16 protein-coding genes and 1 pseudogene are annotated in these 14,761 nt (G+C 73.2%); 16 read left to right on the top strand and 1 reads right to left on the bottom strand.

Features of this window, described 5'->3' with window-relative positions:
• Positions 1-8 precede the first annotated feature (8 nt).
• From rpsP to AC067J_RS37855, 16 genes are all read left to right on the top strand, one after another.
• Positions 9-437, top strand: coding sequence for a 30S ribosomal protein S16 (rpsP, locus tag AC067J_RS37930; protein ID WP_478307229.1), 429 nt, complete (start codon positions 9-11; stop codon positions 435-437).
• 2 nt (positions 438-439) lie between these two features.
• Entirely contained in the window at positions 440-679 is a 240-nt protein-coding gene (locus AC067J_RS37925) for an RNA-binding protein (protein WP_030306741.1), read from the top strand.
• 131 nt (positions 680-810) lie between these two features.
• The gene (gene rimM, locus AC067J_RS37920; RefSeq protein WP_478307227.1) at positions 811-1,404 is read left to right on the top strand and encodes a ribosome maturation factor RimM; all 594 of its coding nucleotides are present in this window, start codon (positions 811-813) and stop codon (positions 1,402-1,404) included.
• A gap of 128 nt (positions 1,405-1,532) precedes the next feature.
• A complete protein-coding gene (trmD, locus tag AC067J_RS37915) occupies positions 1,533-2,351 on the top strand; it encodes a tRNA (guanosine(37)-N1)-methyltransferase TrmD (protein WP_478307310.1) in 819 nt (272 codons plus the stop codon).
• Positions 2,352-2,505: 154 nt separating this feature from the next.
• Positions 2,506-2,856, top strand: coding sequence for a 50S ribosomal protein L19 (gene rplS / locus AC067J_RS37910; RefSeq protein WP_063347674.1), 351 nt, complete (start codon positions 2,506-2,508; stop codon positions 2,854-2,856).
• 77 nt (positions 2,857-2,933) lie between these two features.
• A complete protein-coding gene (lepB, locus tag AC067J_RS37905; RefSeq protein WP_478307224.1) occupies positions 2,934-3,896 on the top strand; it encodes a signal peptidase I in 963 nt (320 codons plus the stop codon).
• 334 nt (positions 3,897-4,230) lie between these two features.
• On the top strand, positions 4,231-4,986 hold the full coding sequence (gene lepB / locus AC067J_RS37900) for a signal peptidase I (RefSeq protein ID WP_478307223.1): 756 nt from the start codon (positions 4,231-4,233) through the stop codon (positions 4,984-4,986).
• 245 nt (positions 4,987-5,231) lie between these two features.
• Positions 5,232-6,236: a signal peptidase I gene (gene lepB / locus AC067J_RS37895; RefSeq protein WP_478307221.1), complete on the top strand. Its 1,005-nt coding sequence runs from the start codon at positions 5,232-5,234 to the stop codon at positions 6,234-6,236.
• A gap of 145 nt (positions 6,237-6,381) precedes the next feature.
• On the top strand, positions 6,382-7,131 hold the full coding sequence (gene lepB / locus AC067J_RS37890) for a signal peptidase I (RefSeq protein WP_478307219.1): 750 nt from the start codon (positions 6,382-6,384) through the stop codon (positions 7,129-7,131).
• A gap of 118 nt (positions 7,132-7,249) precedes the next feature.
• Positions 7,250-7,723 (top strand): NUDIX domain-containing protein, encoded by a 474-nt coding sequence (locus tag AC067J_RS37885; RefSeq protein WP_478307217.1) that lies wholly within the window; start codon positions 7,250-7,252, stop codon positions 7,721-7,723.
• Between the two features lie 55 nt (positions 7,724-7,778).
• Complete coding sequence (locus AC067J_RS37880; protein WP_030306725.1) at positions 7,779-8,105, top strand: DUF2469 domain-containing protein; 327 nt, start codon at positions 7,779-7,781, stop codon at positions 8,103-8,105.
• A gap of 306 nt (positions 8,106-8,411) precedes the next feature.
• Positions 8,412-8,834, top strand: coding sequence for a YraN family protein (locus tag AC067J_RS37875; protein WP_478307308.1), 423 nt, complete (start codon positions 8,412-8,414; stop codon positions 8,832-8,834).
• Position 8,835: 1 nt separating this feature from the next.
• Complete coding sequence (locus AC067J_RS37870) at positions 8,836-10,563, top strand: YifB family Mg chelatase-like AAA ATPase (protein ID WP_478307215.1); 1,728 nt, start codon at positions 8,836-8,838, stop codon at positions 10,561-10,563.
• Between the two features lie 8 nt (positions 10,564-10,571).
• The gene (gene dprA / locus AC067J_RS37865) at positions 10,572-11,804 is read left to right on the top strand and encodes a DNA-processing protein DprA (protein WP_478307306.1); all 1,233 of its coding nucleotides are present in this window, start codon (positions 10,572-10,574) and stop codon (positions 11,802-11,804) included.
• 298 nt (positions 11,805-12,102) lie between these two features.
• Entirely contained in the window at positions 12,103-13,020 is a 918-nt protein-coding gene (whiG, locus tag AC067J_RS37860; RefSeq protein ID WP_478307304.1) for an RNA polymerase sigma factor WhiG, read from the top strand.
• Between the two features lie 154 nt (positions 13,021-13,174).
• A complete protein-coding gene (locus tag AC067J_RS37855; protein ID WP_478307302.1) occupies positions 13,175-13,747 on the top strand; it encodes a TetR/AcrR family transcriptional regulator in 573 nt (190 codons plus the stop codon).
• A 166-nt stretch (positions 13,748-13,913) separates the two neighbouring features.
• Here the strand turns inward: AC067J_RS37855 and AC067J_RS37850 are convergent.
• Positions 13,914-14,468, bottom strand: a pseudogene (locus AC067J_RS37850) (peptidoglycan DD-metalloendopeptidase family protein); the annotation flags it as partial.
• Positions 14,469-14,761: the final 293 nt, after the last annotated feature.

Genomic DNA, 14,761 nt, shown 5'->3' with positions numbered 1-14,761 from the left:
CCACTCCCGTGGCAGTCAAGATCAAGCTCAAGCGTCTCGGCAAGATTCGCTCCCCGCACTACCGCATCGTCGTCGCGGACGCCCGCACCAAGCGTGACGGCCGTGCCATCGAGGAGATCGGCATCTACCAGCCGACCTACAACCCCTCGAAGATCGAGGTCGACACCGACCGCGCCCAGTACTGGCTGTCCGTCGGCGCCCAGCCGACCGAGCCGGTCCTCGCCATCCTCAAGCTGACCGGCGACTGGCAGAAGTTCAAGGGCCTGCCGGCTCCGGCGCCGCTGAAGGTCGCCGAGCCGAAGGTCGAGGACTTCTCGCACCTGTTCGCCAAGGCCGTCGCCGGCTTCGAGGACGCCACCACCGGTGTCGCCATCACCCCGAAGGCCAAGAAGTCGGACAAGGCCGAGGCTGAGGCCGACGCCGCCGCCGAGGCCTGAGCGTGATCGAGGACGCCCTCGACCACTTGGTGAAGGGCATCGTCGAGCACCCCGACGAGGTGCAGGTGCGCTCGCGCAACCTGCGTCGGGGCAACACCATCGAGGTGCGGGTGCACCCCGATGACCTCGGCAAGGTGATCGGCCGGGGCGGCCGCACGGCGCGCGCACTGCGCACCGTGGTCGGCGCCCTCGGCGGTCGCAACGTCCGGGTCGACCTCGTCGACGTGGACAGCATTCGCTGACGCAGCTGTTCGTTCAGCCGTCGGGCCTGGGGCCGGCCGGGACGCATGTCGTCCCGGTCGGCCCTTCGCCGTTTTCTCTCGCTGCCCACCGCGGCAGCCTTCCCAAGCACTCACCCAGGAGAACGATCACCGTGCAGCTCGTCGTCGGCAAGATCGGCCGCGCCCACGGCATCAGGGGGGACGTCAGCGTCGAGGTCCGCACCGACGAGCCCGAGCTCCGGCTCGGGCCCGGTGCCGTCCTGCTCACCGACCCGGCGTCGGCCGGGCCGCTGACCGTCGAGTCCGGCAAGGTGCACAGCGGCCGGCTGCTGCTGCGGTTCGCCGGCGTCAAGGACCGCAACGCCGCCGAGGCGCTGCGCGGGACCGTCCTCATCGCCGAGGTCGACCCGGAGGAGCGTCCGGACGACCCGGAGGAGTACTACGACCACCAGCTGATCGGCCTGGACGTGGTGCTGCTCGACGGCACCCCGGTCGGTGAGCTCACCGAGGTCGTCCACCTGCCCTACCAGGACCTGCTCACGGTCACGAAGGCCGACGGCACGGAGGTGCTGGTGCCCTTCGTCAGCCGGATCGTGACGGTCATCGACCTGGAGAACCAGCGCGCCGTGATCGACCCGCCCGGCGGGCTGATCGACCCGGACGGGGCCGAGGTCGCCGAGGGCGGCCCGGAGGAGTCCGGCGACGACCCGGAGGGGTCCGCCGAAGGCCGGGAGGAGTCGGAGTGACCGCCGAGGAGACGACCGCTCCGGTGGGTGCCGAGGCCGGCGCCGGTGTTGCCGTCGGTGTCGGCGCCGAGGCCAGTGCCGAGGTCGAGGTCGAGGCCGGTGCCGACGCTGTGCCGGTGCAGAGCGGGATGCGGATCGACGTCGTCTCGATCTTCCCCGAGTACCTGGAGCCGCTGAACATCTCGCTGGTCGGCAAGGCGCGCGCCCGCGGACAGCTCGACGTGCACGTCCACGACCTGCGGGACTGGACGTACGACGTGCACCGCACCGTCGACGACAGCCCGTACGGCGGCGGCCCGGGCATGGTGATGAAGCCCGAACCGTGGGGCGAGGCCCTGGACGCGGTGATCGGCCGCGGCCCGGCGGGGGAGGTGCCCACCCTGGTGGTGCCCACGCCCAGCGGTCGGCCGTTCACCCAGGAGCTCGCGCAGGAGCTCGCCGGCCGGCCGTGGCTGGCGTTCACCCCCGCCCGCTACGAGGGCATCGACCGCCGGGTGATCGACGAGGCGGCCACCCGGATGCCGGTCGTCGAGGCGTCGATCGGCGACTACGTGCTCGCCGGCGGCGAGGTTGCGGTCCTGGTCATGGTCGAGGCGATCGCCCGACTGCTGCCGGGCGTGCTCGGCAACGCCGAGTCCCACCGGGACGACTCCTTCGCGCCCGGCGCGATGGCCGACCTGCTGGAGGGCCCGGTCTACACCAAGCCCGCCGAGTGGCGCGGCCGCACGGTGCCGGACGTGCTGCTGAGCGGCAACCACGGCCGGATCGCCCGCTGGCGGCGCGAGCAGGCCTTCGCCCGCACCCTGGCGAACCGGCCGGACCTGGTGGAGCGCTGGCGGTACGGCGCCTTCGACAAGAAGGACCGGGAGGCGCTCAGCGTTCTCGGCCTGGCCTGGGACGACGGGCTCGGCCGATTTCGGTCCGCGGCCGGTGATGTGGAAGAATAGGCCGCTGCTGTCTGTCGCTGGGCTCCTCCCGTAGGGGTCACGTGGTTCGGCGCCCCCGCCACGGGGGGACCGCCGGTCGCCGACGCGGCCCGCAGCAAACCCCATTGTGACGAACTTCCGTGGGCGGCCCGTGGCGCCTGCGATGGAGAGCAACATGAGCAACAAGCTCGCTGCTGTCGACGCGGCCTCGCTGCGTAGCGACATTCCGGCCTTCCGTGCCGGTGACACCCTGAAGGTGCACGTCCGGGTCATCGAGGGCAACCGCTCCCGTGTCCAGGTCTTCCAGGGCGTCGTCATCCGCCGTCACGGCGCCGGCGTCGGTGAGACCTTCACCGTTCGCAAGGTCAGCTTCAACGTCGGTGTCGAGCGCACCTTCCCGGTGCACACCCCGGTCGTCGAGAAGATCGAGGTCGTGACCCGCGGTGCGGTTCGCCGCGCCAAGCTGTACTACCTGCGTGACCTTCGCGGCAAGGCCGCGAAGATCAAGGAGAAGCGCGACCGCTGATCCACCGCCCCCCGGCGCTGCCGGGGGACCGGAACGCTCTGGGGAGCCGGCCTGCCGCACGGTAAGCTCAGCCCCCGATGAGCACGCACGAACCACCCGCGGACCGCGACGGCCGTCCCGCACCCACCGGTGCGGACACGCCGACGCGGTCCGCGGTCGTTTTCGCAGGTGCTTCCGCGGGTGCTCCTGCGGAAGGCCTCGCGGGAGAGGCCCCGCCGACGGGTTCGGCGGAGGCCGCGAGGGGTGCCGAGCGGACCGCCGAGGGCGTCGAGGACACCGACGGCGGTGTTGACGGCGGTGACGGTGTTGACGGCGGTGACGGCGGTGAACAGGCCGAGGACGTCGAGGACGTCGAGGAACCGTCCCGCTCGCGCTCCCGGGACCTCCTGCTGCTCGTCGGGACCTGCCTGTTCGTGCTGCTGCTGGTGAACGCCTTCGTGGCGCGGCCCTTCTCCGTGCCGTCCGGGTCGATGGAGAACAGCCTGCGCCCCGGCGACCGCCTGATCGTGAACCAGCTGTCCTACGCCTTCGGCGGCCACCCCCGACGGGGCGACGTGGTGGTGTTCGACGGTACGGGCTCCTTCCTGCGCAAGCCCCTCGACCGGGGCGGGATCTGGAGCGGACTGCGCTCCTTCGGCCGGGACATCGGTCTGGTTCCGGCCGGCGACTCGGTCTACGTGAAGCGGGTCATCGGTGTCGGGGGCGACCGGGTCACCAGTACCGGCCCGGGCCACCCGATCACCGTGAACGGCGTGCCGGTCGACGAGTCCGCCTACCTGTCGCCGGGGGACGAGCCGTCCCAGGTGGCCTTCGACACCGTGGTCCCCGCCGGCAAGCTCTGGGTGATGGGCGACCACCGGAGCGCCTCCCGGGACTCGCGCGACCACCTCGGCGATCCCGGGGGCGGGTTCGTCCCGGAGGACAAGGTGATCGGGCGGGCCGCGTGGGTGGTCTACCCGGTCGGGCGCTGGAGCAGCCTGGACCGGCCGGCGGCTTTCGCCGCGACAGGGGGGACGGGTGGCCATGGGGACCAGAGGTAGGGGTCGGCTCGCAGACCGCCCAGGCCCCGGCTCCCCAGGTCCCGACTCCTCCGGGGCGGACTCCTCCGGCGCCGGTTTTCCCGGGGCCGGCGCGGGGCCGGCGACGGTGCCGCCGGAGTCGACCTGGTCCGAGCCGAGTTGGTCCGGGTCGGCAGGGCCCGGGGCGGTGGCTCCCGAGCCGACTCCGTCCGACGCGCCGCCGTCCGAGCCACCTCTCTCCGGGCCGACCGGGCCCGGTCCGGTGGTGCGGGGCCGGGCCGAGCGCCGGCGCACCGCCCGACGGGCGGCCCGCCGCCGCAGACGCTCCCACCTGCGGGAGATCCCGCTGATCGTCGTGGTGGCGCTGGTGGTGGCGCTGGTGATGAAGACCTTCCTGGTGCAGGTCTTCGTGATCCCCTCCGGTTCGATGGAGCAGACCATCCAGATCGGGGACCGGGTGCTGGTGGACAAGCTCACCCCCTGGTTCGGTGCCGAGCCGGAGCGCGGCGAGGTGGTGGTGTTCAAGGATCCGGGCGGCTGGCTGGAGAGCAGTCACAAGCCGACGGAGGACGGGCCGGTCCTGCGCGGTGCCAAGCAGGTGCTCACCTTCGTCGGGCTGCTGCCGTCGGACAACGAGCAGGACCTGATCAAGCGGGTGATCGGTGTCGGCGGCGACACGGTGGAGTGCTGCGACGACCAGGGCAGGGTCAGCCTCAACGGCAGGGTCTTGGACGAGCCCTACCTCGCGCCGGGCAACCCGCCCTCCCGGCAGCCGTTCAAGGTGAAGGTGCCGCCGGGCCGGCTCTGGGTCATGGGCGACCACCGCGACGTGTCTGCCGACTCCCGTTTCCACATGGGGAATCCGGGCCAGGGCACGATCCCGGTCAGTGGTGTGGTGGGTCGGGCCTTCATGATCGCCTGGCCGGTGGGCCGGGTTCATCAACTTGATGTGCCGGTTTCACTCTCCTCGGTGGCGCGGGCCCCGGAGGCGCGCGGAACTGCGCCGAACTCCGTGGGCGTTGGGCCGGGTCCTGAGGAACCTCCGCTCGTTATGGGTGTGTTGGGCATCCTTCCGCTCGTCGGCCGCAGGGTGGGGCGGGCCCGGCCCTGAGCCGCTGAAGGCCGATGACCGACCGGGCCGCGCGTGTGGGACCGCGAGCCGGATGCCCGGGAGTGATAGAGAAGTGCTGGTGCGGCCGGTCCGTGTTGACCGGTCGTGCCCGGAGGCTGTGCTGGTGTCAGGTGTGCCCGGACCGGGTGGCCCTGGCGTTCACGGTCGGTGGTGGAGCGTGGTGCCCGCTGTGCGGCACTGTGAGCGCGGGCGTACAGGCGTCCGCACAGCAGGGAGGAGACGTTGTGGGGGATTTGGTGATCGGCGCCCGCTCAGGCGCCGGAGAGCCCGAGGGCTCCGGCAGCAGGGCGGCCCGGTCCGCGGAGCCGACGGCGCTCTCGGCGTCGGCCGAGGACGCGACGGCCCAGTCCGCCGACGAGCACGGCAGCGGTGCGGATGACGCTTCGGAGGACATCGGGGGCGGGACCGCACCGGCCGACGAGACGGAGGAGCAGCCGGACCGGAAGGAGCGCAAGCAGCGCTCGTTCTGGAAGGAACTGCCGATCCTGATCGGTATCGCCCTGGTCCTGGCGCTCGTGATCAAGACCTTCTTCGTCCAGGCGTTCTCCATTCCGTCGGAGTCGATGCAGAACACGCTCCAGGTCGGTGACCGTGTCCTGGTGGACAAGCTCACCCCGTGGTTCGGCGCCGAGCCGGAGCGCGGCGAGGTGGTCGTGTTCCACGACCCGGGTGGCTGGCTGGCCGACGAGCCCACCAACGAGAGCAGCAACTCCTTCGTCCGGGGCATCCAGGACGTGCTGAGCTTCGTCGGCCTGATGCCCTCCGACAACGAGAAGGACCTGATCAAGCGGGTCATCGCGATCGGCGGCGACACCGTCGAGTGCGAGGGCGAGGGCCCGGTGAAGGTCAACGGGATCGCGCTCGACGAGCCGTACGTCTACCCCGGCAACACCCCCTGCGGCACCAAGCCGTTCGGCCCGGTGAAGGTCCCGGAGAACAGCATCTGGGTGATGGGCGACCACCGCGCGGACTCGCTCGACTCGCGGTTCCACATGGACCAGCCGGGCGGCGGCACCGTCCCCGTGGACGAGGTGATCGGTCGTGCCTTCGTCGTGGCCTGGCCGATCGACCACTGGTCGACGCTGCCGGTGCCGGCGACCTTCGACCAGAAGGGCCTGGACGCGGCCGCGCCGGTCGTGCCGGCGGCCGCCGGTGCGGTGGGCGCCGTCGCACTGCTCCCGCTGGTGCGCCGCTGGAGGAACCGGGCGGACCGCGACGAGCGGTCCTGACGCCGAACCGCTTGCTCCAAGGTCTTGCGCGGGCCGTGGTACCGACGAGTAATCTGCTCGGACGTGCCACGGCCCGCCGGGTTCTCCGACCGTGGCCCCGGTGCACCGTGAGCGTTTCCGGTTCGGTCAGGGTTGGACGGTGTCGATGAGCAGTGTCGCGGAACGGACGCCCGACCGTCCGCCGGCCGCCCCGCCGACCCGGCGCAAGCCGGCAGCGGTGCTGCAAGGCGTCCTGCTCGGCATCGGCCTCGTCCTGCTGATCGGCGGCTTCGCGGTGATCGCCGTGAACTACCGGCCGTACGACATCCCGACCGCTTCGATGGCCCCCACGCTCCAGGTCGGGGACACCGTGCTGGCCAGGAAGACCGACGGCGCGGACGTCGGCCGCGGTGACGTGGTGATCTTCCACGACCAGGCCTGGGGTGACCAGCCGATGGTCAAGCGCGTGGTCGCGGTCGGCGGTGACACGGTCGCCGTCGGAGGGGGAGACCAGCGACTGACCGTCAACGGCAAGCCGGTGGACGAGTCGTACCTCGCGGCGCAGGGCCCGCAGGGCAACTCCTTCAGCGTGACGGTCCCGCAGGGTCGACTCTTCCTGCTCGGCGACAACCGGCTCGGCTCGCTCGACTCCCGCGTCCACCTGGAGGTCGACGGCGGGACCGTCCCGGCCACCGATGTGGAGGCCCGGGTCGAGGGCACCGTGCTTCCGTTCGGCCGGGCCGGCCTGTTCGCTGGTACCAGCGCCTTCGACGCGGTGGGCGGAGCCGGTCCGGCCGGCCCGGGGCCGCTGGAGCCGGCCTTCTACGCGAGCGTTGTAGGCGCGGCGACGATCGTCGTGACCTCGGCGGCGGGCGGCGTGGCGAGCCTGGCGCGCAGGCGCCGCCGGCCGTCCTGACCCCCGCCCGCACCACCCGCGCCCCGGCCGCTCTGCCGAACCTCGCCCCGGACGGCGGTGCCGGGTGGCAGGATCGGGAGAACGACCGGGCCCGACGAAGGGAGCGTGGAGACCTGCCATGACGGCACAGCGGCGCAAGGCTTCGCGGATCCTGCTGCTCGACGACCGGGACCGCCTGCTGCTCTTCCGCGGCGCGGACCCCGCGACGCCGGGCGTCACCTGGTGGTTCACGCCCGGTGGCGGCTTGGAGCCCGGTGAGGGCGTGCGAGGGGCGGCCGAGCGGGAGCTGGTGGAGGAGACCGGCCTGCGGGGCGTGGAGCTGGGACCGGTGGTGGCGTACGACACGGTTGAGTTCTCCTTCGAGGGGCGGCGCTACGAGCAGGAGCAGTGGTTCCACCTGGCCCGGACCGCGGACACGGTGCTCGACCACTCGGGCATGGGCGCGGACGAGCACGCCCAGCTGCTCGCGGCACGCTGGTGGACGGTCGGGGAGCTGAGAGCCACCACCGAGACGGTCTATCCGGCCGGACTGGTGGACTTTCTGGAGCGTCTGTTGACCGAGGGGCCACCGGTCGCTCCGGTAAGGCTCTGAGGGTGGGTGCGGTGGTCCACAATGGGTGGACGTGACAAGTTGAGGGGACGCCTGGATGAGTGCCGAAGATCTCGAGAAGTACGAGACCGAGATGGAGCTCAAGCTCTACCGGGAGTACCGGGACGTCGTCGGCCTGTTCAAGTACGTGATCGAGACCGAGCGACGGTTCTACCTCACCAACGACTACGAGCTGCAGGTGCACTCGGTCCAGGGCGAGGTGTTCTTCGAGGTGTCGATGGCGGATGCGTGGGTCTGGGACATGTACCGGCCGGCCCGGTTCGTCCGCAAGGTCCGGGTGCTGACCTTCAAGGACGTGAACATCGAGGAGCTCGCGAAGAGCGATCTGGAGCTGCCCTCGGACGAGCCCGGCTTCGGGAACTGACGTTGGACCGCCCCGCCCCCGGATGTCCAGGGGAATTTCGCGTATCCCGGGATTTCCACCCCTGCGGGTGACAAGAGTTATCCACAGGCCCGGGTTGTCCACAGGTAAGGGCAACCCCCTGGTCCGTCCCCGGACCGCACGGCAACCTCCACGGCGGAGGTGGTCACCGTGCAGGACACCGAGCGCGCCACGCGCAAGCAGACAGCGAAGGCCCAGCAGGACGGGCGGCCGCGCCGGCGGTCGGCGCGGTCCGCAGCGGGCGGGCAGTCCCCGCCGGCCGCTCCCGGGGCGGCCGCCCCGGGGCGGATCGGCAACACCGGCCTCGGCCGCTACGGGGAACAGGTCGCCGCCCGGCGCCTCGCGGAGGACGGGCTGCACATCCTGGACCGCAACTGGCGGTGCGTCGAGGGCGAGCTGGACATCGTCGCCCTCGACGGCGACACAGTTGCGGTCTGCGAGGTGAAGACCCGCTCCGAGCGGGGGTTCCAGCAGCCCACCGAGGCCATCGACCGGACCAAGGCGGCCCGGCTGAGACGGCTGGCGGAGCGCTGGATGGCCGAGCGCTGGCCGGACCACTTCGCCCGGCTGGCCGGGCCCGGCTACCTGCCCGGGCCCGCCGATCCGCCGTGGGTGCCCGCCCCGCCCGGTGGGGTCCGGATCGATCTGATCGCCGTCATCAACCGGATCCGCGGCGCCGCCTCGGTGGACCACCTGCGGGGGGTGGTCTGAGATGGCCTTCGCCCGGACGTGTTCCGTCGCGCTGGTCGGCGTCGACGGAGTGATCGTCGAGGTCCAGGCCGACCTGGAGCCCGGGGTGGCGGCGTTCACCCTGGTCGGCCTGCCCGACAAGGCGCTCTCCGAGGCCCGCGACCGCGTACGCGCGGCGGTGGTGAACAGCGGAGAGTCCTGGCCGCAGCGGAAGCTGACCGTCGGACTGAGCCCGGCGTCGGTGCCCAAGAGCGGCAGCGGCTTCGACCTCGCGGTGGCCTGTGCCGTGCTGGCCGCCGCCGAACGGCTGGACCCGACCGCCATCGCGGACCTGCTGGTCATCGGCGAACTCGGGCTCGACGGGCGGGTGCGCCCGGTGCGCGGGGTGCTTCCGTCGGTGCTGGCCGCCGCCGACGCCGGCTACCAGCGGGTCGTGGTGGCCGAGCAGACCGCCGCCGAGGCCTCGCTCGTCCCCGGGGTGACCGTCATCGGCGTGCGGAGCCTGCGCCAGCTGGTGGCCGTGCTCACCGGAGCCCCCGAGCCCGAGGAGCCGCCCGGCCCGGTCGGCGGGCGCCCCGACCCCCTGATGGCAGGCCTCATGCTCCCCGGCGCCGGGGTGCGCGGACTGCCCGACGACGCGGCGTCCCGGCTCGACCTCGCCGACGTGGCCGGGCAGTACGAGGCCCGCAGGGCCCTGGAGATCGCCGCCGCCGGCGGCCACCACCTCTACCTGAAGGGACCGCCGGGCGCCGGCAAGACCATGCTGGCCGAGCGGCTGCCGTCGCTCCTGCCGCCGCTCACCCCGAAGGAGGCGCTGGAGGTCACCGCGGTCCACTCCGTGGCCGGGCTGCTCCCGGCCGGCCGCCCGCTGATCGACCGCGCGCCCTACTGCGCCCCGCACCACTCCACGACCATGCCGGCGATCGTGGGCGGCGGCAGCGGCCTGCCGAGACCGGGCGCGGTCTCGCTGGCCCACCGGGGCGTCCTCTTCCTCGACGAGGCACCGGAGTTCCCGGTCCGGGTGCTGGACGCGCTGCGCCAGCCGCTGGAGTCCGGGGAGGTGGTGATCGCCCGATCGGCCGGATCGCTCCGGCTGCCGTCCCGCTTCCTGCTCTGCCTGGCCGCGAACCCCTGCCCCTGCGGGCGCCACTCGCGGCGGGGCGAGGGGTGCGAATGCACCCCGGCCATGGTCAGCCGGTACCAGGGCAGGCTCTCCGGCCCGTTGCTCGACCGGGTCGACCTGCAGGTCCAGGTCGCCCCGGTGACCAGGGCCGAGCTGATGGAGCGGGACAACACGGCGGAGACCACCGGGATCGTCGCGGCGCGTGTCCTGGCGGCGCGCGAGCGTGCGGCCGCCCGGCTGGCCGACACCCCGTGGCGGACCAATGCCGAGGTCCCCGGCTACGAACTCCGCACCCGCTGGCAGCTCGCGGGGGGCGCGTTGAACGACGCCGCACGCCAGCTGGAGCGGGGACTGCTGACCGCGCGCGGCCTGGACCGGGTGCTCCGGGTCGCCTGGACGGTCGCGGACCTCGCGGGCCGGGACCGCCCCGACCAGCGCGACGTCCGGACCGCACTCGTGCTGCGCACCGGCGTCGAACAGGGGCTGCCGCTGACCGAGCGTTTCGCCGGCTGGCCGGGCCCCGCCCCGGCCGGGGGCGACGACCCGGCGCCGAAGCGCCCGGCCCGTCCGCCGGCGGCCCGCAGAACACCCGACCGACAGGCGGAAGAGGAGGGGACCGCCCCGTGAACCGACCCATGGATCCCGCTTGGGATCCGACCTCGGATCCCACCGTGGACCACGACCGGGCGGGCCCGCCCCCGCCCGCGTCGAGAACTCCGCGGACCGACTCGGATGCCGGACCGGACACCGGATCCGAGCGGCTCGCCCGGGCGGCCCTGTGCCGTCTCAGCGAACCCGGCGACGCCCTGGTCGGCCGGTGGCTGACCCGCCTCGGCGCCCCCGAAGTCCTGCGGGCGATCAGGGACGGCACGGTGCCCGACCCACCGGGGCCGGACGCCGGCCGCCTGGCGGGCTACCGGGCCCGACTGGTCGACATCGACCCGGTCGCCGACCTGGAACGGGTGCGACAGCTCGGTGGACGCTTCATCATTCCGGGCGACACGGAGTGGCCGAGCCAACTGGACGACCTCGGCGACAGCCGGCCGATCGGGCTCTGGACGGCCGGTACGGGATCGCTCCGCCTGCTCGCCCTCCGTTCGGTCGCGGTCGTCGGCGCCCGGGCGTGCACCGCGTACGGCGCACACGTCGCCGGCGAGCTCTCCGCGCAACTGGCGGAACGCGGCTGGGTGGTGGCTTCCGGAGGTGCGTACGGGATCGACGCGGCGGCCCACCGGGGCGCACTGGCGGTCGGCGGGATGACCATCGGGGTCCTCGCCTGCGGGGTGGACGTGGCCTACCCGCGGGGCAACACCGACCTGATCCGCAGGATCGCCGCCCAGGGGCTCCTGCTGAGCGAACTCGCGCCGGGGGAGCACCCCACCCGGTTCCGGTTCGTCCTGCGCAACCGGGTGATCGCGGCACTGACCAGGGGGACGGTGGTGGTCGAGGCGGCCATGCGCAGCGGGGCGCTCAGCACGGCCAGGCGCGCCCGCGACCTCAACCGGCACACCATGGGTGTCGCCGGGCCGGTGACCTCGGAACTCTCGGCCGGTGTGCACGCCCTGATCCGTAGCGGGGGCGCCACCCTGGTCACCGACGCCGCCGAGGTCGCCGAGCTGATCGGGGCGATCGGCGACGACCTGGCGCCGCAGCGGAGCGGCCCCGTGCTGCCGAGGGACCTGCTGGAGCCGGCGGCGGCGCTGGTCCTGGAGGCCGTGCCGGCCACGGCCGAGGGCGCGCCGGTGGAGCGGCTGGCCCGGAAGTCCGGGCTGCCGCCGGACGAGGTGCTCCACCGGCTCTACGAGTTGGGATCGCTCGGTCATGTCGAGCGGCACGGCGCGCACTGGCGACTGGTCAGGAGGAGGTGACGGGCTGACGGGAAGGCAGCCCCGGCGGTCCGGTCGGCCCGTCGGCGGGACCCGATCCGGTGACACGAGCGCCACCGGATCGGGGGACGCCCGAGTGGCGGTAGCACTCCGCAGCGAGTCGGTCACGCTACGCTCGCCATGCCTTCCCTATCAGCACATGACTCGGCAGAACGGCGCAGACCAACGCATGCCCACACACATTCCCGGACACAGAGTGACCGGTGGCGCCCGGTCCTCGGGAGGGCCGCGGACCGAGCGGCGCCCCGTGACCGAGTTCCCGCCCAAGGCCACGGGCGGGATGGGGTCCCTGGCGCGGCAAGGCGGCCGACCGGCGCACACCGGGGCGCACGACGACCGGCCGGACGCGCCCGGCACCTCCGACGACGCGTCCGCCCCCGCGCCGGCCCCCGCGTCGGCCGAGGCGCCCGCCCCACGCCGGGAGGCGGGCGGCCAGGACCGTACGGCGCTCGAAGGGCTCTGGCGCTCCTACAAGGAGACGGGCGACCAGCGGCTGCGGGAGCAGCTGATCCTGCACTACTCACCACTCGTCAAGTACGTGGCGGGCCGGGTGGGGGTCGGTCTGCCCTCCAACGTGGAACAGGCCGACTTCGTCTCGTCCGGGGTCTTCGGGCTGATCGACGCGATCGAGAAGTTCGACGTCGACCGCGCCATCAAGTTCGAGACCTACGCGATCAGCCGGATCCGTGGCGCGATCATCGACGAGCTCCGGGCGCTGGACTGGATCCCGCGTTCGGTGCGGCAGAAGGCGAAGGCGGTCGAGCGGACGTACGCGACGCTGGAGGCCCGGCTGCGCCGGACGCCGCACGAACCCGAGGTCGCGGCCGAGATGGGAATCGCCATCGAGGACCTGCACGCGATCTTCAGCCAGTTGTCGCTCGCCAACGTGGTCGCGCTCGACGAGCTCCTCCACCCCGTCGGCGAGAGCGGCGACCGGCTGAGCCTGATGGACACCCTGGAGGACCACGGCGCCGACAACCCGGTGGAGGTGGCGGAGGACCGCGAGCTCCGCAGGCTGCTGGCGCAGGCGGTGAACACGCTGCCCGAGCGGGAGAAGACCGTGGTGACGCTCTACTACTACGAGGGGCTGACCCTCGCGGAGATCGGCCAGGTCCTCGGGGTGACCGAGAGCCGGGTCAGCCAGATCCACACGAAGTCGGTGCTGCAGTTGCGCGCCAAGCTCTCGGACATCCGGTAGGCGCGGTCGGGCGTCGCGGGCATCGCGCACGCCGGGCTCGCGCCCCTCTGCTTCCTGGCGCGTCCCCTCCGCGTCCGTTGCGACGCGCGGCACCGTACCGGTGGGCTGTAGGGCTCCGTACAGTGGGAGGGTGCCGAAGATCCGAGCGGCCAGTGTGGCCGAGCACCGTCAGTTGCAGCGGGCAGCTCTTCTTGATGCTGCCCGCAGTCTCCTCAGCGAGGGAGGCATGGAAGCGCTGAGCTTCCCCGCGCTCGCGGCGCGCACGGGGCTCGCGCGTTCCTCGGTGTACGAGTACTTCCGTTCCCGTGCGGCGGTGGTGGAAGCCCTCTGTGAGGTCGACTTCCCCCTCTGGGCGGCCGAGATCGAAGCCGGCATGGAGAGCTGCGACACCGCGGCCGAGCGGATCGAGTCGTACGTCCGGGGGCAGCTGGCGCTGGCCGCGGATCCGCGGCACCGGGCGGTCGCCGCGATCTCCGCGCTGGAGCTGGACGACGCGGCCCGGGAGCGCATCCGAGCGGCCCACGGGAAGCTGGCCGGGATGGTGGTCCAGGCGCTGGAGGACTTCGGGCACGAGCGGCCGCGGCTGGCCGCGGCGCTGCTCCAGGGGATCGTCGAGGCGGCCGTCCGGCAGTCCGAGCAGCGCGCGGCGGGCGGGCGGGCCGAGAGCCCCGAGGTGATCGCGGACGCTGCCGTCGCCCTCGCCCTGTACGGGCTCGGCCCGAGCTGACCCCTCCCGCTCCCGCTCCTGCTCCGGGCAGAGGCGGCGGTGCGGGCTGTGCCGGGCCGTCGCCGGGACCGTCCCCGGCGCTGACCTCCGGGCCGCTGTCCGAACCGCCGCCGAGCGGCAGCAGCCGGGCGGTCCCGGCGCCGAGCAGGGCCGGCGGGTCGAGGTACCGCTTGCCGCGCAGCAGGCCCCAGTGCAGACAGGACCTGTCGGCGCAGTGGCCGCTGCCAATGCCGAGCTGCCCGATCACCTGGCCCGCCACCACCGGGGTGCCCACCGGGACGGTGCCGACGACCGGCAGGTAGGTGGTGCGCAACGGGGGCGCCGACGGAGCCGCGGAGGCCGGATGGGTGACGGTGACCACCGGTCGGCCCGCCACCGGTCCGGCGAACGTCACCACACCCGGAGCAGCCGCCCGGACGTCCGAGCCGGGTGCGGCGGCCAGGTCGACACCCCTGTGGCCGGCGGCCCAAGGGTGGGCCGGCGGCTCGAACCGGCCGACGATTCCGCTCGGCCTGCCGTCCGGACCGTGCGCCGGCCATGAGCGTTCCCTCCCGTTCCCGTTCCCGTTCCCGCCGGCCCCGCCCTCGCCTCCGTTCCCGCCTCCGTTCCCGCCCGTGCGCCCGCCGCCCCCGTCGACGGGTCCCCCGACCGCGTGCCCGGCTGGCCCGGACCGGACGGTCAGCAGCAGGGCGGCCAGCGCCAGCAGCGTGAGCAGCAGCATCCGGCGACCGCGCCCGGGCCCGGACCCGGGCGGCGGCAGCGCCGTCAGCGGACCCGCACCCGGGCCGGCGCCGGGAAAGCCACCGCTCGCGAAACCCGACCCCGCGAAACCCGACCCCGGCAAGCCACGGCCCGCAGACCGGCGACCCGCACCTGCTGGAACACCCGCACTGGCTGGAACACCCGCACCGGCTGGAACACCCGCAACAGCAGTCATGCGGGTGAGGCTCCCCGAGCTGCTCCGGGCCTGCCAGTCCCGCCCCGATCGCTGTGGACAACCGACCCCTGTGGACA

This window comes from Kitasatospora sp. NPDC042419 (genome assembly GCF_056437345.1).
The sequence above is the reverse complement of the archived record's forward strand: the minus strand, read 5'-3'. Positions and strand labels throughout refer to the sequence as shown.

Excerpts from the sequence above, each read along its gene's own strand:
- whiG (WP_478307304.1), top strand. The coding sequence starts at position 12,103 with ATGGGGTCCCTGGCGCGGCAAGGCGGCCGACCGGCGCACACCGGGGCG.
- lepB (WP_478307224.1), top strand. The coding sequence starts at position 2,934 with ATGAGCACGCACGAACCACCCGCGGACCGCGACGGCCGTCCCGCACCC.
- AC067J_RS37870 (WP_478307215.1), top strand. The coding sequence starts at position 8,836 with ATGGCCTTCGCCCGGACGTGTTCCGTCGCGCTGGTCGGCGTCGACGGA.
- dprA (WP_478307306.1), top strand. The coding sequence starts at position 10,572 with ATGGATCCCGCTTGGGATCCGACCTCGGATCCCACCGTGGACCACGAC.
- rplS (WP_063347674.1), top strand. The coding sequence starts at position 2,506 with ATGAGCAACAAGCTCGCTGCTGTCGACGCGGCCTCGCTGCGTAGCGAC.
- AC067J_RS37885 (WP_478307217.1), top strand. The coding sequence starts at position 7,250 with ATGACGGCACAGCGGCGCAAGGCTTCGCGGATCCTGCTGCTCGACGAC.
- lepB (WP_478307219.1), top strand. The coding sequence starts at position 6,382 with ATGAGCAGTGTCGCGGAACGGACGCCCGACCGTCCGCCGGCCGCCCCG.
- AC067J_RS37880 (WP_030306725.1), top strand. The coding sequence starts at position 7,779 with ATGAGTGCCGAAGATCTCGAGAAGTACGAGACCGAGATGGAGCTCAAG.
- trmD (WP_478307310.1), top strand. The coding sequence starts at position 1,533 with ATGCGGATCGACGTCGTCTCGATCTTCCCCGAGTACCTGGAGCCGCTG.